At 52.9% G+C, this 22,212-nt stretch carries 21 protein-coding genes and 1 other annotated feature; of the genes, 11 read left to right on the top strand and 10 right to left on the bottom strand.

From position 1 onward, the window contains the following. Positions 1-12: 12 nt before the first annotated feature. Positions 13-1,041, bottom strand: coding sequence for an isopenicillin N synthase family oxygenase (locus C5523_RS21185; RefSeq protein WP_071195819.1), 1,029 nt, complete (start codon positions 1,039-1,041; stop codon positions 13-15). Positions 1,042-1,306: 265 nt separating this feature from the next. Here C5523_RS21185 and C5523_RS21180 point away from each other — a divergent pair, with 265 nt between their 5' ends. Beyond that, the gene (locus C5523_RS21180; RefSeq protein ID WP_041852470.1) at positions 1,307-1,567 is read left to right on the top strand and encodes a type B 50S ribosomal protein L31; all 261 of its coding nucleotides are present in this window, start codon (positions 1,307-1,309) and stop codon (positions 1,565-1,567) included. A gap of 3 nt (positions 1,568-1,570) precedes the next feature. After that, the gene (gene ykgO / locus C5523_RS21175) at positions 1,571-1,711 is read left to right on the top strand and encodes a type B 50S ribosomal protein L36 (RefSeq protein WP_003859006.1); all 141 of its coding nucleotides are present in this window, start codon (positions 1,571-1,573) and stop codon (positions 1,709-1,711) included. Here the strand turns inward: ykgO and C5523_RS21170 are convergent. Continuing rightward, on the bottom strand, positions 1,708-2,409 hold the full coding sequence (locus C5523_RS21170; RefSeq protein ID WP_108701914.1) for a GNAT family N-acetyltransferase: 702 nt from the start codon (positions 2,407-2,409) through the stop codon (positions 1,708-1,710). The two genes, ykgO and C5523_RS21170, sit on opposite strands and share 4 nt — an antisense overlap. 99 nt (positions 2,410-2,508) lie before the next feature. Between C5523_RS21170 and C5523_RS21165 the strand changes: the two genes are divergently transcribed. Continuing rightward, the gene (locus C5523_RS21165; RefSeq protein ID WP_108701913.1) at positions 2,509-3,954 is read left to right on the top strand and encodes a PLP-dependent aminotransferase family protein; all 1,446 of its coding nucleotides are present in this window, start codon (positions 2,509-2,511) and stop codon (positions 3,952-3,954) included. Here the strand turns inward: C5523_RS21165 and C5523_RS21160 are convergent. The 6 genes from C5523_RS21160 to acrA form a co-directional block, all read right to left on the bottom strand. Further along, on the bottom strand, positions 3,932-4,399 hold the full coding sequence (locus C5523_RS21160; RefSeq protein WP_041852467.1) for a YlaC family protein: 468 nt from the start codon (positions 4,397-4,399) through the stop codon (positions 3,932-3,934). The genes C5523_RS21165 and C5523_RS21160 overlap by 23 nt on opposite strands. Positions 4,400-4,498: 99 nt before the next feature. Continuing rightward, positions 4,499-5,065, bottom strand: coding sequence for a maltose O-acetyltransferase (gene maa, locus C5523_RS21155; protein ID WP_041852466.1), 567 nt, complete (start codon positions 5,063-5,065; stop codon positions 4,499-4,501). 68 nt (positions 5,066-5,133) lie between these two features. Further along, complete coding sequence (locus tag C5523_RS21150; RefSeq protein WP_041852465.1) at positions 5,134-5,352, bottom strand: HHA domain-containing protein; 219 nt, start codon at positions 5,350-5,352, stop codon at positions 5,134-5,136. A 26-nt stretch (positions 5,353-5,378) separates the two neighbouring features. Further along, positions 5,379-5,753, bottom strand: coding sequence for an Hha toxicity modulator TomB (tomB, locus tag C5523_RS21145; protein WP_041852464.1), 375 nt, complete (start codon positions 5,751-5,753; stop codon positions 5,379-5,381). 520 nt (positions 5,754-6,273) lie between these two features. Continuing rightward, the gene (acrB, locus tag C5523_RS21140) at positions 6,274-9,423 is read right to left on the bottom strand and encodes a multidrug efflux RND transporter permease subunit AcrB (RefSeq protein WP_041852463.1); all 3,150 of its coding nucleotides are present in this window, start codon (positions 9,421-9,423) and stop codon (positions 6,274-6,276) included. 22 nt (positions 9,424-9,445) lie between these two features. Continuing rightward, on the bottom strand, positions 9,446-10,642 hold the full coding sequence (gene acrA, locus C5523_RS21135; RefSeq protein ID WP_041852462.1) for a multidrug efflux RND transporter periplasmic adaptor subunit AcrA: 1,197 nt from the start codon (positions 10,640-10,642) through the stop codon (positions 9,446-9,448). Positions 10,643-10,783: 141 nt separating this feature from the next. Between acrA and acrR the strand changes: the two genes are divergently transcribed. Both acrR and mscK read left to right on the top strand, forming a co-directional pair. Continuing rightward, the gene (gene acrR, locus C5523_RS21130) at positions 10,784-11,437 is read left to right on the top strand and encodes a multidrug efflux transporter transcriptional repressor AcrR (RefSeq protein ID WP_041852461.1); all 654 of its coding nucleotides are present in this window, start codon (positions 10,784-10,786) and stop codon (positions 11,435-11,437) included. Positions 11,438-11,562: 125 nt separating this feature from the next. Next, a complete protein-coding gene (gene mscK / locus C5523_RS21125) occupies positions 11,563-14,916 on the top strand; it encodes a mechanosensitive channel MscK (protein WP_075203663.1) in 3,354 nt (1,117 codons plus the stop codon). A gap of 134 nt (positions 14,917-15,050) precedes the next feature. On the opposite strand, the gene rsmS is transcribed toward mscK, so the two are convergent. Continuing rightward, positions 15,051-15,218 (bottom strand): pleiotropic regulatory protein RsmS, encoded by a 168-nt coding sequence (gene rsmS / locus C5523_RS21120; protein ID WP_071195815.1) that lies wholly within the window; start codon positions 15,216-15,218, stop codon positions 15,051-15,053. A gap of 14 nt (positions 15,219-15,232) precedes the next feature. Further along, a complete protein-coding gene (gene priC, locus C5523_RS21115) occupies positions 15,233-15,760 on the bottom strand; it encodes a primosomal replication protein N'' (RefSeq protein WP_041852460.1) in 528 nt (175 codons plus the stop codon). Between the two features lie 69 nt (positions 15,761-15,829). Between priC and C5523_RS21110 the strand changes: the two genes are divergently transcribed. The 6 genes from C5523_RS21110 to htpG all read left to right on the top strand — a co-directional run bounded on the left by C5523_RS21110 (position 15,830) and on the right by htpG (position 22,041). Beyond that, positions 15,830-16,207, top strand: coding sequence for a DUF454 family protein (locus tag C5523_RS21110; protein ID WP_071195814.1), 378 nt, complete (start codon positions 15,830-15,832; stop codon positions 16,205-16,207). Positions 16,208-16,358: 151 nt separating this feature from the next. After that, complete coding sequence (gene apt / locus C5523_RS21100; protein WP_047371543.1) at positions 16,359-16,910, top strand: adenine phosphoribosyltransferase; 552 nt, start codon at positions 16,359-16,361, stop codon at positions 16,908-16,910. 178 nt (positions 16,911-17,088) lie between these two features. Continuing rightward, on the top strand, positions 17,089-19,029 hold the full coding sequence (gene dnaX, locus C5523_RS21090; RefSeq protein WP_041852457.1) for a DNA polymerase III subunit gamma/tau: 1,941 nt from the start codon (positions 17,089-17,091) through the stop codon (positions 19,027-19,029). Further along, positions 18,362-18,426, top strand: a sequence feature (DnaX frameshifting element). It overlaps the preceding gene by 65 nt. 53 nt (positions 19,030-19,082) lie before the next feature. Beyond that, positions 19,083-19,415: a YbaB/EbfC family nucleoid-associated protein gene (locus C5523_RS21085; RefSeq protein WP_041852682.1), complete on the top strand. Its 333-nt coding sequence runs from the start codon at positions 19,083-19,085 to the stop codon at positions 19,413-19,415. Continuing rightward, complete coding sequence (gene recR / locus C5523_RS21080) at positions 19,415-20,020, top strand: recombination mediator RecR (RefSeq protein ID WP_071195813.1); 606 nt, start codon at positions 19,415-19,417, stop codon at positions 20,018-20,020. Before C5523_RS21085 ends, recR begins: the two co-directional genes overlap by 1 nt. A 146-nt stretch (positions 20,021-20,166) precedes the next feature. Continuing rightward, positions 20,167-22,041, top strand: a complete 1,875-nt coding sequence (gene htpG, locus C5523_RS21075; protein WP_041852455.1) for a molecular chaperone HtpG — start codon at positions 20,167-20,169, stop codon at positions 22,039-22,041. The last annotated feature ends 171 nt before the right edge of the window (positions 22,042-22,212 follow it).

The raw sequence follows: 22,212 nt of genomic DNA, 5'->3' as shown, positions 1-22,212 counted from the left end.
TGTTGTTATGGTTTATACGATCAATTGTTCACTGCGCTCACGCAGTACATCGCGGTAATAACGTTCGGCGACATCCGGGTGCGAACGTAAACGCCCTTTCAGGTAGTTCCAGCCGACATCGCGTAAAAGTGGGTTTTGAGGATCGCTTTCCGGCCCTTGCGCCTCACGCGCCAGCGCTTCCGGCAGGGCGTAAACGGGAACCACGGCGTCCAGTTGTGCGCCAAGGAAAAAGGCAATCGACAGGCGATCTTGTCCGGCGGGCGGCGATACCACGCGGTGGACCGTGGCGCGTAAATAGCCATTGGTCGCCAGCTCCAGCAGCTCACCGATATTGACCACAAAACTACCCGGCAGCGGTACGGCATCGATCCAGTGATCGGGGGAGACTTCGACCTGCAATCCTTTTTGCTCGTCCTGGAGCAGGAAACTCAGAAACCCAGAATCTTTGTGTGCGCCGACACCCTGATTACTCTGGGTGTTATCCTGACCGGGATAGCGAATCAGCTTGATATGTTCATTGGGCTTGTCGCCATACAGTGCGTCGAAGGCATTAGCAGGCAGGCGCAGCGCTTCGGCAAAGGCACGCAGTAACACGATGGCCATCTCGGTCATCGACTTTTGCCAGTCGAGCAGCGTGGTTTTCAGCTCTGGTTGCTCCGCTGGCCACAGGTTCGGCCCCTGCAAGCGCCGCCAGCGCGGGTCGCTGTCGCTCAACAGCAGTTCCGGGCGTTCCGCGCCGATATCGAACTGTTCTCGCCAGTCTGGTTTACCACGGGTGATTTCCGATGCCGCGCGGTTGTAGCCGCGAAAATGGGGGGAGTGAATCATCGCCACCTGCTGTTTTTGCTCATCGCTGAGGGCAAAAAAGCGGCGGGCTTCGTGTTGAACGGCGCGCTGCAGCTCGTCATTCACACCGTGATTAATAAGATAAAAAAAGCCGATGTCGCGTGCGCTGGTGCGCAGCTGATCGAGAAAGGCATCACGTTCAGCGGGGTTGAAGTAGCGGGCCAGATCGAGGATGGGTAATGTTGTCGCGTTCATTGTGTTCTCCGAATAGTCGTTCGCAGGTGATCATTTTTAGAGTCCGGGGTTGGGCACAACAGCAGCGCATCATGATGCTTTCCTCACAAGTGATTTAGGTTCAGCTTGCCTTAAGGCAAAAAAATCAACCAATAACATTCTTTTCTAATTTATGACCGTGCAGGGTTCGTTGCTTTTGCGAAAAATGCATTTAGCGCAGGAGTTGCTTAGGGAAAAGAATTTCGCTAGACTTTTGTTATGTTATAACAATACGTGCGAGAGCAAAATGAAACCTGATATCCATCCGCACTACCGCACGGTAGTGTTTCATGACACCAGCGCGAACGAATATTTTAAAGTCGGTTCGACGATCAAAACCGATCGCGAGATTGAACTGGAAGGGGTGACATACCCTTACGTGACTATTGACGTCTCTTCTGTTTCCCATCCGTATTACACCGGTAAACAGAAAGTGGTGGGTAATGAGGGAAGCGCGGCGCGTTTCCAGCAGCGCTATGGGCGTTTTATTGGCACAAAAAGAGGCTAACGCATGCAGGTACTGAACTCGTTACGCAGTGCGAAACAACGCCACCCTGACTGCCAGATAGTCAAGCGCAAGGGGCGTTTGTATGTGATTTGCAAATCCAATCCGCGTTTTAAAGCTGTGCAGGGAAGAAAGAAAAGGCGTTAATCGCGCAGGCTCTCAAGGGATTGCAACTGTTTGCCGTCGGCAGTGAAATTTCCGGCGGCAAGCCACTGTCGAAACGCCTTATCCAGGCGTGGCCATTCGCTATCAATAACAGAAAACCAGTCGGTATCCCGATTGTGTCCTTTCTGAACCAGCGCCTGGCGAAATCGCCCTTCATACTGAAAGCCCAACCGAAGTGCGGCACGACGGGACGGTTCGTTCAGGCTATTACATTTCCATTCGTAGCGGCGATACCCCAGCGTCTCCAGGGCATATCGCATCAGTAGCCACTGCGCTTCCGTAGAGGCGCGGGTGCGCATAAGCAGAGGAGAGAAATGCACACTGCCCACCTCAATAACGCCATTGGCGGCGTCAATACGCATGAGCGAAAGTGTACCGACAGGCGACTGCGTGCGGTTATCGATAACCGTGAAATGAATAGGGTCCTTTAATTCACAGACGCTTGTTACCCATGCGGTGAAGGCGTCGGGATCGTTTTCCGGTTCACGCAGCAGCCAGGTCCAGCTTCGGTCATCTCCGGCCAGACGATGGGCGGCAAACAGTGCCGGCGCGTGTTCGACCCTCAGCGGCTCCAGGCGGCAATACTGGCCTTCAAGCGTCACGCGTTCAGGAAAAGGGCGGGGCTGCCAGTCGGGAAGGGCATCGCCCACGGGTTGTCCGTATTGATTCAGTTGGCACATAGTGGCTCCTCTTTGCGATTCACCTAGCGTAGAATTTCACTGGTTCCATAAGAAGTGCCATCAAACTATATTTTCATGGGTCCACTAAGGAGCGGCGCGATGAATATTCCCGATGACGCTTTACAGGCACTGCTGCGCCCGGCGCTGGCTGAACGTGCCGGATTAACGCGGCAGCGGGCGCTATATATGGCACTGCGGGATGCTATCCGTGGTGGAACGTTAAAAGCGCATTCGCTGCTACCGGGCTCACGCGTGCTGGCAAAAACACTCGCCGTTTCCCGAAATACGGTAAACGCCGCGCTCGAACAACTCGCTATTGAGGGCTTCGTTCAGCGTGAACGGCAGGGAACACGGGTATTGATGTTGGCCAGTGCGCCTGTTGTACGTAACACGCCTGTGATATCCCTCGCACAACGGGTCCGGACCCTGCCGCAAGGGGTGAAGCGAAATTCCCCCGCACTTGCTTTCACCCCCGGTCTACCGGCGGTGAACTATTTCCCCACGGCAATCTGGCGAAGGCTGAGTGAGCGCGTCTGGCGTGACGAGGGCAGTGCGCTGCTGGGTTATGGCGAGTCTGGCGGAGAGCGGCGACTGCGCGCGGCTATCGCCCGACATCTCGCGCTGGCCAGAGGCATTCATTGTGACGTCGAGCAGATTGTAATTACCGAAGGCGCCCAGGATGCGCTGATGTTATGTGTTCATCTTCTCTGCGATCCGGGAAACAGTGCCTGGGTAGAAGAGCCGGGCTATAACGGTGCAAAAAGCGCTTTTTTGGCAGCCGGGTTGCAAGTGAAAGGGATCCCGGTGGATGAAGAAGGAATGACGCTGGCGGAGACGATAACGCCGCCGCGCATTATCTATACTTCGCCGTCACATCAATATCCGCTGGGCTATGTGATGAGTGCTGCCCGTCGTTTGCAGTTGCTGGAGGCGGCTACGCGGACCGAAAGTTGGATCATCGAAGATGACTATGACAGTGAGTTTCGCTATCACGGCGACCCGGTACCTGCCATGCTGGGAATGATCCCCAATCCACCGGTGGTCTACCTGGGAACATTCAGCAAGACGCTGTTTCCATCGTTACGTATTGGTTTTATGGTGATGCCGCCTGCGTTGGCGAACGCGGCGGCATCGGTTATCAATAGTCTGTTGCGCGGTGGGCATCGTAGCGAGCAACTGGCTCTGGCGCATTTTATTGAGGATGGTCACTATGCGCGCCATCTGGCGGCGATGCGCCGATTGTACCGTAAACGACAGGCACAACTGCGTGAGGCGTTACAGAACGGTCTTGATCTGGAACATCGGGTGTTGGGAGGCGAGGGCGGGCTGCATTTGACGCTTTCAGTACCGGGAATGAATGACCTGAATGTTGTGCGTGAGGCGCGCAGGTTTGGTCTTGCGCCTCATGCATTAAGCCGTTTTTATTTACAGCCATCACCGGTATCAAGTGGGCTGGTTCTCGGCTACGGTAATACCTCTGCCAGCCTGTTTCCCGGCGGTGTTCGTACGCTGGCGCGGCTGATTACGCAGTCTCGGGGCGGGTAAGGGTAAATACGTCGTAGAAAGAGAGTTCCCCCTTGCGGGATAACATCTGCTGGAGCTGTGTTTTACGCGTAGTATCGACCGCAGGCGAAGTAAGGATGGCGCTGATAAGCTCTTGCGGCACATAACGCGTGTTGTACCATTCGCCGTTATAACAGACGCGAAAATCGAGCACATCAATATCTTCGTAGCGATAGCGCGGGTAGACATCAAAGAAAAAGAAGCCATTCAATAAGACGAATAGCACCACCAGCAGCCACACGGAGTCCACCAGTGTTTCTGATTGCAACATAACGGCAAGCGTGGCCAGCCAGGCTATATACATGCCGACAAACAGGCCCGGATGTTTGCGAATAAAGCTGATGCTAAAGCGCGGACGGTTGTCTCGCTTTTCGCGCTGGTTAATGTCGTCGATTGTTTCGCTGAGCAGCCGCTGGATCTCTGTCATCTCACGCCTTCGTCTTTGGGGATATACCGATTAGAGCGTATTTTAGGTTGCCATTTTGTGTGAAAAAAGTAACAGTTTATCGACAAAAAAAGATAACAGTTAAATTGCTTCACCCGGAATGGCTTTAATAACTCGGGCGGGGTTGCCACCGACGACCACATTCGGCGGAACGTCTTTTACCACCACCGCACCGGAGGCGATAACCGCATTATCGCCAATGGTCACGCCTGGATTGATTACCGCACGTCCACCAATCCAGACGTTATTGCCAATGCGAACCGGTTTGCCGTATTCGAGACCGCTGTTGCGCGCATTGGCCTCCAGCGGATGTGTTGCCGTATAGATATGTACACCTGGCGCTAACATACAATTGTCGCCAATATGGATGGGGCAGACATCCAACATGACACAATCAAAATTGGCGTAAAAATCCTTACCCAGGAAAATATTGTAGCCATAATCACAGCGAAAGTTTGGTTCGATATAAACACCTGAACTTTGGCCGAGTAATGCAGCAAGAATCGCACTGCGTTCCGCTTTTTCGTCAGGGGCCGAATGGTTATAACGATGAAGCAGCGCTCTGGCATGCATGCGGTCAGCTCGCAGCGTATCGTCCGCAGGTCGATACGGTAAGCCGGAAATCATTTTAACTTTTTCTTCGCTCATGAAGATAACGTGCGCCTGCTAATGCCGCTGGATAAAAAATTAAAACCGTAAATAAACGTCGGGAAGACTTAGCGTACGAATTTCCACACAGAAGGAGGGATTTTGTCATACAGTTTATTCATGGTTAGCTCAGCCAGACGATGATCGGCTGCTGAATAAAACACCGTCAGTTCATGGTCAGGCAGTTCGTATTTATTTTTTTCAATAACGCGTTCGAGCGTGTCAATTGTCTGACAACGTCGTAATCGCATCAAATAATCAATTTTGGTTAATGGCTTATCAGACATGATTTTACCTTTACTGGTTGAAATATTTAACAGGAGTGACTAACAGGGTTAGCCTTGCTCACATTGACGAAACAGCGGAACAATCGGTTTCCCGATTTACGCCATTTCTGCAAGTCTTGTGTGTTGATACCGTAGCTACTGAACAGCATAAACGTATCATCAAGGTATTCGTCTATCTGCTCAATCAGTTTATTATCTTCATTATACTTAATTTTATAATTAAGTGCGAAGGTTGCTATATGTTCAATCAACTCATTTAACTGCAAATTGATTGCCGAAGTAGGATCGTTAACCCATCCATGATGGCTTTCTTCAAGATTCAGGAGACAATCATGGTACAACGTTTCGCAGAGAAATTTAAGCTGCGCGATATCATGCCTTTTTGGCGAGTATTCGTCCATAACACATCCCCTTCTGAGTCGCTTTTTTTACTCACTGAACACTGCTCCGGGGTGGAAACGTCTGATCTGACCAGCAGCATATGCTGCTTTTCCTCATTGATTTAACTATAAGCCAGTCTTAAAAAGATTTCATTGCGCTATTACGAAAAATTACAATTATCGCGTTTTGCTCTCCGAAAATGGAGGGATCGCGCAGTTTATTATCATGTTTTATGTGAGAATTTCCGACATCGAAATCAAAACTTTCCTTACTCTTCATTAGGTTAGTCAATGGTGCTGGATATTTAAGGTTATTTAAATATTCCAGAATCACTAATTACCAGGAATATTCTTACTTAAACTGATTGTACCAGATAATTAAGAATTTTACCTAAGGATATAAGGTGTTCTCCTAATGGAGTATTAATTCTGTACGCTATTACGACTGCACAAAATAAACGAAGAGACAATACGTACTTTTAATGATCAGAACAGCGAATAAGAAAAAGGCCGCTTTCGCGGCCTTTTTCATTCATGACTATCAGTGTTGCTCAACCTTATGGCTGTGCTCAACATCGTCACTTCTGCGGCTAAAGCGGCGGCGCACCACCACAAAGAACACAGGAACGAAGAATATTGCCAGTACCGTCGCGGTAATCATACCGCCCATTACACCGGTACCTACGGCGTTCTGCGCACCGGAGCCTGCACCCGTACTGATAACCAGCGGCAGAACCCCAAGGATAAACGCCAGCGAGGTCATCAGGATTGGACGCAGACGCATACGTACCGCTTCCAGGGTCGCTTCAATAAGCCCTTTGCCCTCTTTATCCATCAGATCTTTGGCGAATTCGACGATAAGTATCGCGTTCTTCGCCGACAAGCCAATGGTTGTCAGCAGGCCCACCTGGAAGTAAACGTCGTTAGTCAGACCGCGTAAGGTCGCGGCCAGCAGCGCACCAACAACCCCGAGCGGAACTACCAGCATAACGGAGAACGGAATTGACCAGCTCTCGTACAGGGCCGCCAGACACAGGAACACCACGATCAAGGAAATGGCGTACAGCGCAGGGGCCTGGTTACCTGACAAGCGTTCCTGATAAGACATACCTGTCCAGTCATAGCCAATACCCGTCGGCAGTTTACCGGCCAGTTGTTCCATCATCGCCATTGCTTCACCGGTACTTTTACCCGGAGCAGCCTGGCCGAGGATTTCCATGGATGGCAAACCGTTATAGCGTTCCAGACGCGGAGAGCCGTACTCCCAGTGCGACGTCGCAAAGGCAGAGAAAGGCACCATCGAGCCGCTTGCCCCACGGACATACCAGTTACCGATATCACTCGGCAGCATACGGTATTTCGCGTCAGACATAACGTACACTTTCTTCACACGACCACGGTCGATGAAGTCGTTGACGTAGCTGCCGCCCCATGCCGCGCCAAGCGTGGTATTGATGTCACTTAAGGAGACACCCAACGCCTGTGCTTTTTCCTGGTCGATATTGATTTTGAACTGCGGCGTATCTTCCAGGCCGTTCGGACGCACACCCACCAGCAGATCCGGATGCTGCGCAATCTCACCGAACAACTGGTTACGCGCCTGCATCAGCTTGTCATGCCCCAGGTTCGCCTGGTCAATCAATTGGAAGTCAAAGCCGGTCGCCGTACCCAGTTCAACGATCGCTGGCAGGTTAAAGGCGAAGACCATCGCATCTTTAATTTGCGAGAAGTGCGCACTTGCACGACCTGCAATTGCCGGTACTTTGTTCTTCTCACCCGGACGTTCATCCCAGCCTTTCAGCGACACGAACGCCAGACCGGTGTTCTGACCACGCCCGGAGAAGCCGAAACCGTTAACGGTAAACACAGAGTTCACGTTATCTTTTTCGTTTTCCAGGTAGTATTTCGACACTTCATCCAGCACTTTCTGCGTACGCTCTTGCGTCGCGCCCGCCGGAAGCTGCGCCATAGTCAGGAACACACCCTGGTCTTCATCTGGCAGGAACGAACTTGGCAGACGAACGAACAGGATGGCCATGCCAACCACGATAAGAACATAGAGCAGCAGGTAACGCCCCGTACTGCGCAGAATGTTACCTACGCTGTCGGTATAGTGGTGCGTGCTCTTATCAAATACGCGGTTAAACCAGCCAAAGAAACCTTTCTTGCCTTCACCGTGATCGCCTTTGGCAATCGGTTTTAGCATGGTCGCACAGAGCGCTGGCGTCAGGATTAACGCTACCAGCACAGAGAGCGCCATTGCTGAAACAATGGTGATAGAGAACTGACGGTAAATCGCACCGGTAGAACCACCGAAGAAGGCCATCGGGATAAATACCGCCGACAGAACCATCGCGATACCGACCAGCGCGCCCTGAATCTGGCCCATGGACTTACGCGTGGCTTCTTTTGGCGGCAAGCCCTCTTCGGACATGACACGCTCAACGTTCTCTACGACGACGATGGCGTCATCCACCAGCAAGCCTATCGCCAGCACCATACCAAACATGGTGAGGGTGTTTATCGAGTAACCAAATGCTGACAGTATGGCGAAGGTACCCAAGAGGACGACTGGCACCGCGATAGTTGGAATCAGCGTTGCGCGGAAGTTCTGCAGGAACAGGTACATAACCAGGAATACCAGTACGATCGCTTCAACCAGCGTTTTCACCACTTCGTTAATCGAGATCTTAACGAATGGGGTGGTATCGTACGGATAAACCACTTTCAGCCCGTGCGGGAAGAACGGCTCCAGTTTGGCGATAGTGGCGCGCACCGCGTTTGCGGTATCCAGCGCGTTCGCGCCGGTTGCCAGCTTAATACCAAGACCGGATGCGGGTTGACCGTTGTAGCGGGCGATAACGTCGTAGTTTTCGCCGCCCAGCTCAATTCTTGCCACGTCACGCAGACGAACCTGCGAACCATCCTGGTTAACTTTCAGCAGGATCTTACCGAACTCTTCCGTGGAGGTCAGACGTGTCTGCGCGATGATAGAGGCGTTCAACTGCTGGCCTTTCACCGGCGGCGTCCCACCTAACTGACCTGCTGCGACCTGGGCGTTCTGCGCTTTAATAGCCGTAATGACATCAACAGGAGTCAACTGGAAGTTATTCAGTTTGTTCGGGTCCATCCAGATACGCATTGCATATTGCGCACCGAACAGTTGTACGTCACCCACACCTTTGGTACGGCTGACCGGGTCTTTCACGGTGGCGCCCACGTAGTCGGCAATATCTTCCTGCGTCATGGAACCATCGGTACTGATCATACCGAGAACCATCAGGAAGCTACTGGACGACTTCTCAACGCTCACACCCTGCTGCTGAACTTCCTGCGGCAGTAATGGCATTGCCAGTTGCAGTTTGTTCTGCACCTGTACCTGGGCGATATCCGCGTCGGTACCAGAGTCAAAGGTGATGGTGATCTGTACCGTACCAGAGGAGTCACTGGTGGAGGACATATACAGCAGGCCATCGATACCGTTCATGTTCTGTTCGATAACCTGCGTAACGGTATCCTGCACCGTTTTTGCATCAGCACCTGGGTAGGACGCACTGATCTGAATTGCCGGTGGCGCAATCGTTGGATATTGCGCGACAGGCAGCTTCAGGATCGCCAGTCCCCCCGCAAGCATGATGATTATGGCGATCACCCAGGCAAATATGGGGCGATCAATAAAGAAATTTGGCATGTCTTAACGGCTCCTGTTTAAGTTAAGACTTAGACGGCTGTGACTGCGCGCCGGCCTGGGCTTGCTCTTTATTCTCAGCGGTCACTTCCTGTGCTTTTACCTGCGCACCGGGTCTTACTTTTTGAAGGCCTGTCACAATCACGCGATCGCCTGCTTTCAGGCCATCTGTCACCAGCCATTTATCGCCAATGGCCTGAGTCGCGGTGAGTTTACGGATTTCGACTTTATCGCCTTCACCTACGACCATCGCGGTAGCATCACCACGCGGGGTACGGGTCACACCCTGCTGTGGAACCAGCAGTGCATTAGGATTAGTGCCTTCTTCGAGTTTCGCGCGTACGAACAGACCTGGCAGCAGCGTCATATCCGGATTCGGGAAAATGGCGCGCAGGGTAATAGAACCGGTGGTTTGATCAACAGTGACGTCAGAAAACTCCAGTGTACCGCTCTGCGGGTATTTCGTGCCGTCGTTGGTCACCAGCTCGACTTTCGCTTTACCGTTTTCCTGTTTCAGCGTGCCGTTCGCCAGTTCCTGTTTCAGCCGCAGATAGTCATTGCTCGACTGTGTAACATCAACGTAGATCGGGTCGAGTTGCTGAACGGTTGCCAGCGCGGTTGTCTGCCCGGTCTGCACCAGCGCACCTTCGGTCACGGACGATTTACCAATACGGCCGCTGATCGGAGAGGTGACTTTGGTGTAAGCAAGGTTGATACGCGCGGTTTCAACCGCGGCTTTTGCCGCAACGACAGCCGCATCGGCCTGCTGTGCGTCAGCCTGAGCGGTATCATAATCTTGTTGGCTGATGTACTTGGTACCCAACAATTTCTGATAACGGGCAGCGGTCATGCGTGCGATATTTGCCGCAGCCTGCGCTTTTGCCAGATCGCCTTTCGCGCTTTCATAAGAAGCCTGATAAGTGGCCGGATCAATCTGATAAAGCGAGACACCCGCTTCTACATCACTACCTTCTGTGAAGTTGCGCTTTAAAATAATGCCACTGACCTGAGGACGGACTTCCGCAACGCGAAACGCGCTGGTTCTACCTGGAAGTTCGGTTGTGATCTGCAGAGGTTCTGTTTTTAGCGTGACGACGCCGACTTCTGGCGCCTGACCCGCAGCACCCTGCTGAGCGGGTTTTTCATCACATCCTGTAAGCGCTAAGCTGCCTGAAAGCATCAGAACGACCGCCAGAGGCGTTAACCCTCTGTTTTTGTTCATATGTAAACCTCGAGTGTCCGATTTCAAATTGATCAATGGATCAAATGTCCCAAACCCATTGCTGCGTTTATATTATCGTCATGCTATGGTACAAACATTCATAAATGTATGTAAATCTGACTCCTGTCAATTCACCAACATATGGCACGAAAAACCAAACAGCAGGCACAAGAGACACGCCAGCACATCCTTGATGTGGCCTTGCGTTTGTTCTCCCGGCAGGGCGTATCAGCGACCTCACTGGCAGATATTGCACAGGCAGCGGGGGTAACCCGTGGTGCGATTTACTGGCACTTCAAAAATAAGTCGGATTTATTCAGTGAAATCTGGGCGCTGTCAGAATCCAGCATCAGCGATCTCGAAACTGAGTATCGGGCAAAATTCCCTGACGATCCACTGTCAGTTTTAAGGGAAATTTTGGTCTATATCCTTGAAGCAACCGTAGTCGAAGAGCGTCGCCGACTCATGATGGAAATCATTTTTCACAAGTGTGAGTTTGTTGGCGAAATGACGGTCTTGCAAGAGGCGCAGCGTAATTTGTGCCTGGAGAGTTACGACCGCATCGAGCATACACTTAATGAGTGCATTAAAGCCAAATTGCTTCCTGAGAGCTTACTCACCCGCCGGACGGCAGTACTGATGCGTGCCTATATTTCCGGTGTGATGGAGAATTGGCTTTTCTCGCCCCAATCTTTTGATTTAAAGAAAGAAGCCCGAGACTATGTCGCGATATTACTGGAGATGTGCCAGTTTTGTCCAACGCTGCATAATAAAGCGTCAGGCCTTTCAGCCTGAGTCAGAATGAGCGGAAAAAGCGACTGCTAACATTACGTTACTAGGTTGTAACTTCACGGCGTGATATTCTTCGCGCGTGGCTAGCTTCGGCCATCTTTCCTGTTCACAGATTAATCACGCAAATGATGCTGCAATCCACACGCTCAAAAAGCGCGCTCCCGGTTTTGGCTGCCGCGCTGTTTTTTGTCCTTGCCTTTATTACAGGCAATGCCTTCGCGGCCCCGACAAATAACGACTTACCTGCTCGCTCCGATGTCCAGAGTCAGCTCGACGCTCTGAATAAGCAAAAAGATCCCACCGCTACGGATAAACTGGTTATTCAGGATTTAACGGAAACCCTGGATGTTCTGGATAAAATTGAACGGGTTAAGCAGGAAACTGTTCTCTTAAAACAGAAAATCACCCAGGCGCCGGACAAACTGCGTCAGGCGACTGATGCTCTCAATGCACTCAGTGATAAAGATAACGACGATGAAACACGCAAAACGCTGGCAACGCTTTCTCTGCGCCAGCTTGAGTCGCGCGTGGCACAGTTACTGGATGACTTACAAACGGCTCAGAACGATTTATCGAATTATAACAGCCAGTTAGTCTCGTTACAGACGCAGCCGGAGCGTGTGCAAAGTTCCATGTACACCGCTTCGCAACAGTTACAGCAAATCCGCAATCGTCTTAATGGCACGGCGGCAGGTGAGGGGGCTCTGCGTCCGACGCAGCAGACACTTTTACTTGCTCAACAGGCATTGCTGAATGCGCAAATCGAACAGTTGCGTAAGAGTCTCGAAGGTAATACTACGTTGCAGGACACGCTGCAGAAGCAGCGTGATTACACTACTGCGAACAGCAATCGTCTTGAACATCAACTGCAACTGTTGCAGGAAGCCGTCAATAACAAGCGGCTGACGCTGACAGAAAAAACCGCCCAGGAAGCCGTAACGCCCGATGAAACCGCGCGTATCCAGGCGATGCCGTTAGTGAAGCAGGAACTGGACGTTAACCACCAGCTTAGCCAGAAGCTTATTACCGCGACAGAAAACGGTAACTCGCTGGTGCAGCAAAACATCAAAGTAAAAAACTGGCTTGACCGCGCGCTGCAATCTGAGCGCAACGTGAAAGAGCAGATTTCAGTACTTAAAGGCAGCTTGCTGCTGTCGCGTATCCTTTATCAGCAACAACAAACGCTCCCTTCCGCTGATGAGCTTGAAGATATGACCAACCGCATTGCGGACCTGCGTCTGGAGCAGTTTGAAGTCAACCAACAGCGCGATGCCCTTTTCCAGAGCGATGCATTCGTGGCAAAACTGGAAGAGGGGCATTCGAGTGAGGTTAACGACGAAGTGCATGACGCGCTGTTACAAGTCGTGGATATGCGTCGTGAACTGCTCGATCAACTGAATAAGCAGCTTGGTAATCAGCTGATGATGGCGATTAACCTGCAGGTTAATCAGCAGCAACTGATGAGCGTGTCGAAAAGCCTTCAGGAGATCCTGACGCAGCAAATTTTCTGGGTAAACAGCAACAAGCCAATGGACGGGGACTGGGTTAAATCTTTCCCACAGGCGCTGAAAGACCAGATAAGCAAAATGAAAATCACCGGTAACTGGGAAAAAGCCTGGCCTGCGGTGGCCATTGCTTTCCTCACAGGCCTACCCCTGTTACTGATCGCTGGCTTAATTCGCTGGCGTCTTGGCTGGTTGCGCAGCTATCAGGCGCGTCTTGCGACCCAGGTAGGCCAGTTACGCAATGACAGTCAGTTACATACGCCGAAAGCGATTCTTATCGATCTCATTCGCGCGCTGCCAGTCTGCCTGATCATTCTGGCTATCGGCCTCATTTTACTGACGATGCAGCTTAATATCAGTGAATTGCTGTGGGCGTTCAGTAAAAAACTGACCGTATTCTGGCTGGTATTTGGCCTGTGCTGGAAGGTGCTGGAAAAAGACGGCGTGGCGGTCAACCACTTCAACATGCCGGAACAACTGACCAGCCACTGGCGTCGGCAGATTGTGCGCATCAGCCTTGCGCTGCTGCCACTCCATTTTTGGTCCGTGGTCTCTGAGCTTTCGCCACTGCACTTGATGGATGATGTGCTTGGACAAACGGTGATCCTGCTTAACTTGCTGGTCATCACCGGGCTGGTATGGCCGATGTTCCGGGAAAGCTGGCGGGATAAAGAGTCTCATAGCATTCGTCTTATCACCATCACCGTTCTGGCGATTGTTCCGATAGCATTGATGGTGCTGACGGCAACTGGCTATTTCTATACAACGCTGCGCCTGTCCGGACGCTGGATTGAAACTGTCTATCTGGTCATCCTCTGGAACCTGCTTTACCAGACTGTGTTGCGTGGCCTGAGCGTTGCTGCGCGTCGTATTGCTTACCGTCGTGCGCTGGCCCGCCGCCAGAACCTGATAAAAGAAGGGGCCGAAGGCGCTGAGCCGCAGGAAGAGCCGGGTATAGCCCTGGAGCAGGTCAACCAGCAGACATTACGTATTACCATGTTGCTGATGATCGCCCTCTTTGGCGTGGTGTTCTGGGCGATTTGGTCGGATTTGATCACCGTTTTCGCTTACCTGGACAGCGTTGTCCTGTGGCACTACAACGGCACGGAAGCAGGCGTCGCCGCCGTAAAAAGCGTGACCATGGGGAGCATGCTGTTTGCCTTGATTGCCACGGTGGTGGCCTGGGCGCTAATTCGTAACTTACCCGGTTTGCTGGAAGTTATCGTTCTTTCGCGGTTGAACATGCGCCAGGGGGCGTCCTACGCCATTACCACCATTCTGAACTATGTCATCATTGCCGTTGGTGCGATGACGGTGTTCGGGTCGTTGGGTGTCTCATGGGACAAACTACAATGGCTGGCGGCAGCTCTCTCGGTTGGTCTGGGTTTTGGTTTACAAGAGATTTTCGGTAACTTTGTCTCCGGCCTGATTATCCTCTTCGAACGTCCGGTGCGTATTGGCGATACCGTCACCATCGGCACTTTCTCCGGGTCGGTAAGTAAGATCCGTATTCGTGCCACCACGATCACCGATTTTGACCGCAAAGAGGTCATTATTCCCAACAAGGCGTTTGTGACCGAACGTCTGATCAACTGGTCGCTGTCAGACACCATTACCCGCGTGGTCATCCGTCTGGGCGTGGCGTACGGCTCCGATCTGGATAAGGTGAAAGAGGTATTGTTAAAAGCGGCGATGGAGCATCCCAAGGTGATGCACGATCCGGAGCCGTCGGTGTTCTTTACCACCTTTGGCGCGAGTACGCTGGATCATGAACTGCGTCTGTATGTACGTGAACTGCGCGATCGTAGCTATACGGTGGATGAGCTAAACCGCACGATCGACAGACTGTGTCGTGAAAATAACATCAATATCGCCTTTAACCAGTTGGAAGTGCATTTACGCAATGCGAGCGGTGACGAGCATACGGAAGTGAAGCGCGAGCTGAAAGGCGACGATCCGACGCCTGCGCAGAGTTGATTCAGATATCTCTCTTGTCGTAGCCCCGGTAAGCGCTGGCGCCACCGGGGATTATTCCCGGATGGCGGCGTGACCGCCTGTTCCGGGCTACGGTTTTCTCCCTCTCCCCGTGGGAGATAGCCGGGGTGAGGGCATCAGGCCGCACCAGGCTTAACCCTCACGCTCCTCACTTTGCGTTCAAAATCCCGCTGCACAATTTCCAGCGCTTTGAGCACGGTTTCCGGCGCAATAGCATGCTCTTCCAGCAGCATAATCAGATCGACCGCCAGCTTGACCTCATCCGGTGCATCTTCCAGCGACATACTCTCTCCTCGGGTTAACGTGTCAGGCGCGCCAGCACCCGCTCAATATTATCCAGCGCCTCGCGACAGCGGCGCAGCCTGCCTTCAAATGCGGTGATTTCTTTATGTAATTGCTGCTGTTCGGCGAAAGTTTCGACCTTTGCCAGACGCGTTTCCCGCTCACGTTTCATCGCCATCAGACGTTGTTCGAATTCCTGGTGTTGCAGTCGCTTACGCTGCCATTTTTGAATGCCGGGCGCGGAATTATCCCACTCACGCAGCGACCATGAGGCCGATTCGCGACTCAGGGCGGCAATCTGTGCCCCAAGGTGCTCTGCAAGCCATGCCACCTGCTCGATTTGCTGTGCGTCGACGGCATGGCGAAGCGCGCTCAGACTGTGCCGGGCTTCTTGCAGGCAGGCATCCATTGTGGTGCTACGTGTGCGGAACAGATGACGATCAAAACGTGGGCTCACCGTGGCGTGCTTTGCCTGAGGAGCGATTTGTCGCGCCAGCTCGTCCAGCTTTTGTTCCAGAGCCTGTAAAAGCAACGCGCTTCTCACGATTATCTCCCCTGTAAATGACGCCGACTATGCTACATTAGCCGCTCATCAATGATAATGATTCGCACTATGCAACGGACTATTTTAATCATCATTGGCTGGCTGGCGGTAGTGCTGGGTACTCTCGGCGTCGTTTTGCCATTGCTGCCGACCACGCCGTTTATTCTGCTGGCCGCCTGGTGTTTTGCGCGCTCGTCGCCCCGTTTTCATCAGTGGTTATTGTACCGTTCCTGGTTTGGTGGCTATTTGCGTCACTGGCAAACCTATAAAGCGATGCCGCCTGGCGCCAAACCCCGGGCCATCGCCGTGATACTGGTCACTTTCGCCATTTCGCTGTGGATGGTGAAGATTATATGGGTGCGATTGCTGCTGCTGGTTATTTTGTCTTGCCTGCTGATTTTTATGTGGCGACTGCCCGTGATTGACGCAAAGCAACAAAAACCATAAAGCTCACCGATGGAAGTTGCAATTGTCGCGTTCTGCCAGTAAATTCGAGCGTTTTCGAGCACAGGCGCGACTGGTTAAATGTTAACCGCAGGTTACATGCGAAACCTCCGTGTGCGCCGTGAGTAACACCGTTTCTATCAGGCAAAAATCCATGACAGCGACTGCGCAGCAGCTTGAATTTCTCAAAAACAGCATCAAAAGCATTCAGGATTATCCGAAGCCGGGCATCCTGTTCCGTGATGTCACCAGTTTGCTGGAAGACCCGAAAGCGTACGCTCTCAGCATTGAACTGCTGGTTGAACGCTACAAAGACGCCGGGATCACGAAAGTAGTAGGTACAGAAGCGCGTGGCTTCCTGTTCGGCGCACCGGTTGCGTTAGGCCTGGGTGTTGGCTTTGTACCGGTACGTAAACCGCGTAAACTGCCGCGTGAAACCATCGCGGAAAGCTACGAACTGGAATACGGTACCGATCAGCTGGAGATCCACATCGATGCGATCCAGGCTGGCGATAAAGTCCTTGTGGTTGACGATCTGCTGGCGACCGGCGGCACCATCGAAGCAACCGTAAAACTGATCCGCCGTTTGGGTGGCGAAGTGACCGATGCAGCATTCATCATTAACCTGTTCGATCTGGGCGGTGAACAACGTCTGGAAAAACAGGGGCTGACCTGCTTTAGTCTGGTGCCATTCCCGGGGCATTAATTATCAGACTGCTTTATTTGTCATTTTAGCGCCGGGCAGTGCTCGTAATCCTCACGTACTCCGTGTACGTTCCGGTTACAGTGCGCTGTCCGTCACTAAGAGACAACCTCGCTGATTAAGTGAGGTTGTGATAGCATTCCCCCCTATTAATCCACCTCCAGCGTTTCAGAGCCTGCCAATGAGTTATCAGGTCTTAGCCCGTAAATGGCGACCCCAAACTTTTGCTGACGTCGTCGGCCAGGAGCATGTGCTGACCGCACTGGCGAACGGCTTATCCTCAGGACGCATCCATCATGCCTACCTGTTTTCCGGTACGCGTGGCGTCGGTAAAACCTCTATTGCCCGACTGCTGGCAAAAGGGCTGAATTGCGAAACAGGTGTCACGGCGACGCCTTGCGGCGTGTGCGATAGCTGTCGGGAAATCGAACAGGGGCGCTTTGTTGACTTAATCGAAATTGATGCGGCATCCCGCACCAAGGTCGAAGATACCCGTGACCTGCTGGATAACGTGCAGTACGCCCCCGCGCGCGGCCGTTTCAAGGTCTACCTTATTGACGAAGTGCACATGCTCTCGCGCCACAGCTTTAACGCGCTGTTGAAGACGCTTGAAGAGCCGCCTGAGCACGTCAAATTCTTGCTGGCGACGACCGATCCGCAAAAATTGCCGGTGACGATTCTGTCGCGTTGTCTGCAGTTTCATCTTAAAGCGCTGGACGTTGATCAAATCCGTCACCAGCTTGAACACATTCTTGATGCCGAAAGTATTCCCCACGAATTGCGTGCGCTCCAGTTGCTGGCCCGCGCCGCAGACGGCAGCCTGCGCGATGCGCTGAGCCTTACCGATCAGGCAATTGCCAGCGGTGATGGGCAACTGACTGCGCAAGTTGTCAGCACGATGCTCGGGACGCTCAATGACGACCAGGCACTGGCGCTGATTGAAGCGCTTGTGGCTGCCGACGGCGAACGGACGATGGCGCTGGTAAATGAGGCTGCCTCCCGTGGTGTAGAATGGGAAGCCCTGCTGGTGGAGATGCAAACGCTGATGCACCGCATCGCCATGGTTCAGCTCAGCCCTGCGGCGCTCGGCAGCGATATGGCACCCATTGAACAACGCATGCGGGAACTGGCGCGCATAGTGCCGCCGGGCGATGTGCAGCTCTACTACCAGACGCTGCTCATTGGCCGCAAAGAGTTGCCGTATGCGCCGGACAGACGTATGGGTATGGAGATGACCCTACTGCGTGCGCTGGCGTTTCATCCGCGTGAGCCATTAACGGTGCCGGATGCGCCCCAGGCTTCTTTCGCGCCAGCCGCGCCTGCTGCGGTGTTGAATTCGGCGCAGGTTCCGGTGCAGGCGGCGCCATCGCAGCCGCAACAGCAGCCGCAACATGATGTCGCTCTGCCCGATGCCACCAGCCAGGTGCTGGCGGCCCGTCGCCAATTGCAGCGCGCTCAGGGAGCGGACAAAACAAAAAAGAGTGAACCGGCAGCCGCAGTCCGCGCGCGGCCGGTGAACAATAGCGCGCTGGAGAGACTGGCGTCAGTCACCGAGCGCGTGCAGTCGCGCCCGGCATCTTCTTCACATGAAGAGGCTGCGGTAAAAAAAGAGGCCTACCGCTGGAAAGCGACAACTGTCACCGAAGAGGTGAAAGAGACGGTAGCCACGCCGAAGGCGCTAAAAAAAGCGCTTGAGCACGAAAAAACGCCGGAGTTGTCGAAGAAACTGGCCGAAGAGTCGCTTGAGCGTGATGCCTGGGCGGCGGAAATCAGCCAACTCACCCTGCCAAAACTGGTTGAACAGGTGGCGCTCAACGCCTGGAAAGAGCAGGATGAGAGCCGAATTTGCCTGCATTTACGTTCTGCTCAGCGGCACCTGAATTCGCCGTCTGCGCAAAAAACGCTGGCGGACGCGCTTTCGGCATTACATGGCAACACGGTTGAATTGACTATCATTGAAGATGATAATCCGGCGGTGCGCACGCCACTGGAATGGCGTCAGGCCATATATGAAGAGAAACTTGCGCAGGCGCGCGAGGCGATTATTACGGATAACAACATTCAGACACTGCAACGCTTCTTCGATGCGGATCTGGATGAAGAGAGTATTCGTCCCATTTGATGGTAAGCTGGCTTGCTGTCAACCTTAACTATGACTTACTGAGAGAAGAGCCTATGTTTGGTGGAAAAGGCGGTCTGGGTAACCTGATGAAACAGGCCCAGCAGATGCAAGAAAAAATGCAGCAGATGCAGGAAGAAATCGCAAAGCTGGAAGTGACCGGTGAGTCTGGTGCTGGCCTGGTGAAAGTGACTATTAACGGTGCGCATAACTGCCGCCGCGTAGAGATCGATCCGAGCCTGCTGGAAGACGATAAAGACATGCTGGAAGATCTGGTGGCTGCGGCGTTCAACGACGCTGCGCGCCGCATTGAAGAAACCCAGAAAGAGAAAATGGCTTCTGTTTCCTCCGGTATGCAACTGCCGCCGGGCTTCAAGATGCCGTTCTGATGCAGACCAGTCCGCTGTTAACGCAGCTTATGGAAGCGTTGCGCTGCCTGCCGGGCGTTGGCCCGAAATCGGCGCAGCGCATGGCGTTTACGCTATTGCAACGTGACCGCAGCGGTGGAATGCGCCTGGCGCAGGCATTGACCCGCGCCATGTCGGAAATCGGCCATTGCGCCGATTGCCGCACCTTTACCGAGCAGGAGATCTGCAATATTTGCAGCAATCCGCGCCGTCAGGAAAATGGTCAAATCTGTGTGGTGGAGAGTCCTGCGGATATCTACGCCATTGAGCAGACCGGCCAGTTTTCCGGACGCTATTTCGTGTTGATGGGCCACCTGTCGCCGCTCGATGGTATCGGGCCGGACGATATTGGTCTCGATCGACTGGAGCAGCGTCTGCAGGCGGAATCGATGCGAGAGGTGATTCTCGCCACCAACCCGACGGTAGAAGGTGAGGCAACCGCCAACTATATTGCCGAGCTTTGCGCGCAATATGGAGTGGAAGCCAGTCGTATTGCTCACGGCGTTCCCGTTGGCGGTGAGCTGGAAATGGTTGACGGCACCACGCTGTCCCATTCGCTTGCGGGTCGCCACAAGATTAAATTCTGACCAAACGGAGGCTGCGACACGTGGCCTCCGCTTGAAAAAATCCTTCTCAATCCCCATCTCACCCTCATCATTTCAATAGCCTGTACATTCGCGGCGCGAAGAATGACGGCTATTACTTTTTAATGGCATTGTTGAGGTCGACTTACATGAAAGGACAAGAAACCCGCGGTTTCCAGTCAGAAGTAAAACAGCTTCTGCACCTGATGATCCATTCCCTGTATTCCAATAAAGAAATCTTCCTGCGTGAGCTTATCTCCAACGCCTCGGATGCGGCGGACAAACTGCGTTTTCGCGCGTTGTCCAAACCGGATCTGTACGAAGGCGATGGCGAACTGCGTGTGCGCGTCTCGTTTAATAAAGACAACCGCACATTGACCATTGCCGATAACGGTATCGGGATGAGCCGCGACGAGGTCATTGAGAACCTCGGTACGATTGCCAAGTCTGGCACCAAAGCATTTCTGGAATCGATGGGCTCCGATCAGGCGAAAGACAGCCAGTTGATTGGTCAGTTCGGGGTGGGCTTCTACTCTGCGTTCATCGTTGCCGATAAAGTCACCGTGCGCACCCGTGCTGCGGGCGAAAGTGCTGATAATGGCGTGTTCTGGGAATCTGCTGGCGAAGGTGAATATACCGTTGCCGACATCAATAAACCGGAGCGTGGTACTGAAATCACGCTGCATCTGCGCGAAGGCGAAGATGACTTCCTGAACGACTGGCGTGTGCGCTCGATCATCAGCAAATATTCCGATCATATTGCGCTGCCGGTGGAAATTGAGAAGCAGGAAGAGGTCGACGGCGAAACCGTGGTCTCCTGGGAAAAAATCAACAAAGCACAGGCGCTGTGGACCCGCAGCAAGTCGGAAATCAGCGACGACGAATATAAAGAATTCTACAAACATATCGCTCATGACTTTACCGACCCGCTGGCCTGGAGCCATAACCGCGTGGAAGGCAAGCAAGAATATACCAGTCTGCTGTTTATCCCTTCGCAGGCGCCATGGGATATGTGGAACCGCGACCATAAACATGGCCTGAAACTGTACGTACAGCGCGTCTTTATCATGGACGACGCCGAACAGTTTATGCCGAACTACCTGCGCTTCGTGCGCGGCCTGATAGATTCCAACGATCTGCCGCTGAACGTTTCCCGCGAAATTCTGCAGGACAGCACCGTTACCCGTAATCTGCGTAATGCGCTGACCAAACGCGCCCTGCAGATGCTCGATAAGCTGGCCAAAGATGACGCGGAAAAATACCAGAGCTTCTGGAAACAGTTCGGCCTGGCGCTGAAAGAAGGCCCGGCAGAAGACAATGCCAACCAGGAAGCGATTGCCAAACTGTTGCGTTTTGCTTCTACCCACACGGACTCTTCCGAACAGACCGTATCGCTGGAGGATTACCTCTCGCGCATGAAAGAAGGGCAGGAGAAAATCTACTTCATCACTGCCGACAGCTACGCGGCGGCGAAGAGCAGCCCGCATCTGGAACTGCTGCGTAAGAAAGGTATCGAAGTTCTGCTGCTCTCCGATCGTATCGACGAGTGGATGATGAGCTATCTGACCGAGTTCAGCGGTAAGCCGTTCCAGTCGGTCTCTAAAGCTGACGAGTCGCTGGATAAACTGGCTGATGAAGTGGACGAAACCACCAAAGAAGCAGAAAAAGCGCTGGAGCCGTTTGTTGAGCGCGTTAAAACCCTGCTGGGCGACCGCGTGAAAGAGGTACGACTGACGCATCGTCTGACCGATACCCCGGCGATTGTCACCACCGATAACGACGAAATGAGCACGCAGATGGCGAAATTGTTTGCCGCTGCGGGCCAGAGCGTGCCGGAAGTGAAGTACATCTTTGAACTGAACCCGGATCATCCGCTGGTGAAACGCACCGCCGATACTCAGGACGAGACGAAGTTTGGCGAATGGGTCGAACTGCTGTTGGATCAGGCGCTGTTCGCTGAACGCGGCACGCTGGAAGATCCCAACCTCTTTATTAAGCGTTTGAATACCTTGTTAATGTCGTAAATTCACCGTTATCCTCTCCCCGCAGGGGAGAGGATATGGCGCAGCGCACTTTTTTCTCCTTCGTTCCCCCTGAAGAGGACTGTTGTGGGGAGGATTGCCGCATTTTTTAAACATTCTTTCCCACTAACCGTTTCAGCCCCGTAGCCTTCCTTGAGCCATACTCATTCTGGT

Origin of the sequence: Phytobacter sp. SCO41 (assembly GCF_003073275.1) — a bacterium.
In the GTDB taxonomy this organism is placed as follows: Bacteria; Pseudomonadota; Gammaproteobacteria; order Enterobacterales; family Enterobacteriaceae; genus Phytobacter; species Phytobacter diazotrophicus.
This window is presented reverse-complemented; position numbering and strand designations above follow the sequence as displayed.

What these genes read in the sequence shown, in the direction of transcription:
- C5523_RS21110 (WP_071195814.1), top strand. Translation starts at nt 15,830, where the DNA reads ATGCAACGGACTATTTTAATCATCATTGGCTGGCTGGCGGTAGTGCTG.
- dnaX (WP_041852457.1), top strand. Translation starts at nt 17,089, where the DNA reads ATGAGTTATCAGGTCTTAGCCCGTAAATGGCGACCCCAAACTTTTGCT.
- tomB (WP_041852464.1), bottom strand. Translation starts at nt 5,753, where the DNA reads ATGGACGAATACTCGCCAAAAAGGCATGATATCGCGCAGCTTAAATTT.
- C5523_RS21150 (WP_041852465.1), bottom strand. Translation starts at nt 5,352, where the DNA reads ATGTCTGATAAGCCATTAACCAAAATTGATTATTTGATGCGATTACGA.
- rsmS (WP_071195815.1), bottom strand. Translation starts at nt 15,218, where the DNA reads ATGTCGCTGGAAGATGCACCGGATGAGGTCAAGCTGGCGGTCGATCTG.
- acrR (WP_041852461.1), top strand. Translation starts at nt 10,784, where the DNA reads ATGGCACGAAAAACCAAACAGCAGGCACAAGAGACACGCCAGCACATC.
- C5523_RS21085 (WP_041852682.1), top strand. Translation starts at nt 19,083, where the DNA reads ATGTTTGGTGGAAAAGGCGGTCTGGGTAACCTGATGAAACAGGCCCAG.
- C5523_RS21160 (WP_041852467.1), bottom strand. Translation starts at nt 4,399, where the DNA reads ATGACAGAGATCCAGCGGCTGCTCAGCGAAACAATCGACGACATTAAC.
- apt (WP_047371543.1), top strand. Translation starts at nt 16,359, where the DNA reads ATGACAGCGACTGCGCAGCAGCTTGAATTTCTCAAAAACAGCATCAAA.
- C5523_RS21185 (WP_071195819.1), bottom strand. Translation starts at nt 1,041, where the DNA reads ATGAACGCGACAACATTACCCATCCTCGATCTGGCCCGCTACTTCAAC.
- acrB (WP_041852463.1), bottom strand. Translation starts at nt 9,423, where the DNA reads ATGCCAAATTTCTTTATTGATCGCCCCATATTTGCCTGGGTGATCGCC.
- acrA (WP_041852462.1), bottom strand. Translation starts at nt 10,642, where the DNA reads ATGAACAAAAACAGAGGGTTAACGCCTCTGGCGGTCGTTCTGATGCTT.
- maa (WP_041852466.1), bottom strand. Translation starts at nt 5,065, where the DNA reads ATGAGCGAAGAAAAAGTTAAAATGATTTCCGGCTTACCGTATCGACCT.
- C5523_RS21170 (WP_108701914.1), bottom strand. Translation starts at nt 2,409, where the DNA reads ATGTGCCAACTGAATCAATACGGACAACCCGTGGGCGATGCCCTTCCC.
- C5523_RS21180 (WP_041852470.1), top strand. Translation starts at nt 1,307, where the DNA reads ATGAAACCTGATATCCATCCGCACTACCGCACGGTAGTGTTTCATGAC.
- mscK (WP_075203663.1), top strand. Translation starts at nt 11,563, where the DNA reads ATGCTGCAATCCACACGCTCAAAAAGCGCGCTCCCGGTTTTGGCTGCC.
- recR (WP_071195813.1), top strand. Translation starts at nt 19,415, where the DNA reads ATGCAGACCAGTCCGCTGTTAACGCAGCTTATGGAAGCGTTGCGCTGC.
- ykgO (WP_003859006.1), top strand. Translation starts at nt 1,571, where the DNA reads ATGCAGGTACTGAACTCGTTACGCAGTGCGAAACAACGCCACCCTGAC.
- htpG (WP_041852455.1), top strand. Translation starts at nt 20,167, where the DNA reads ATGAAAGGACAAGAAACCCGCGGTTTCCAGTCAGAAGTAAAACAGCTT.
- C5523_RS21165 (WP_108701913.1), top strand. Translation starts at nt 2,509, where the DNA reads ATGAATATTCCCGATGACGCTTTACAGGCACTGCTGCGCCCGGCGCTG.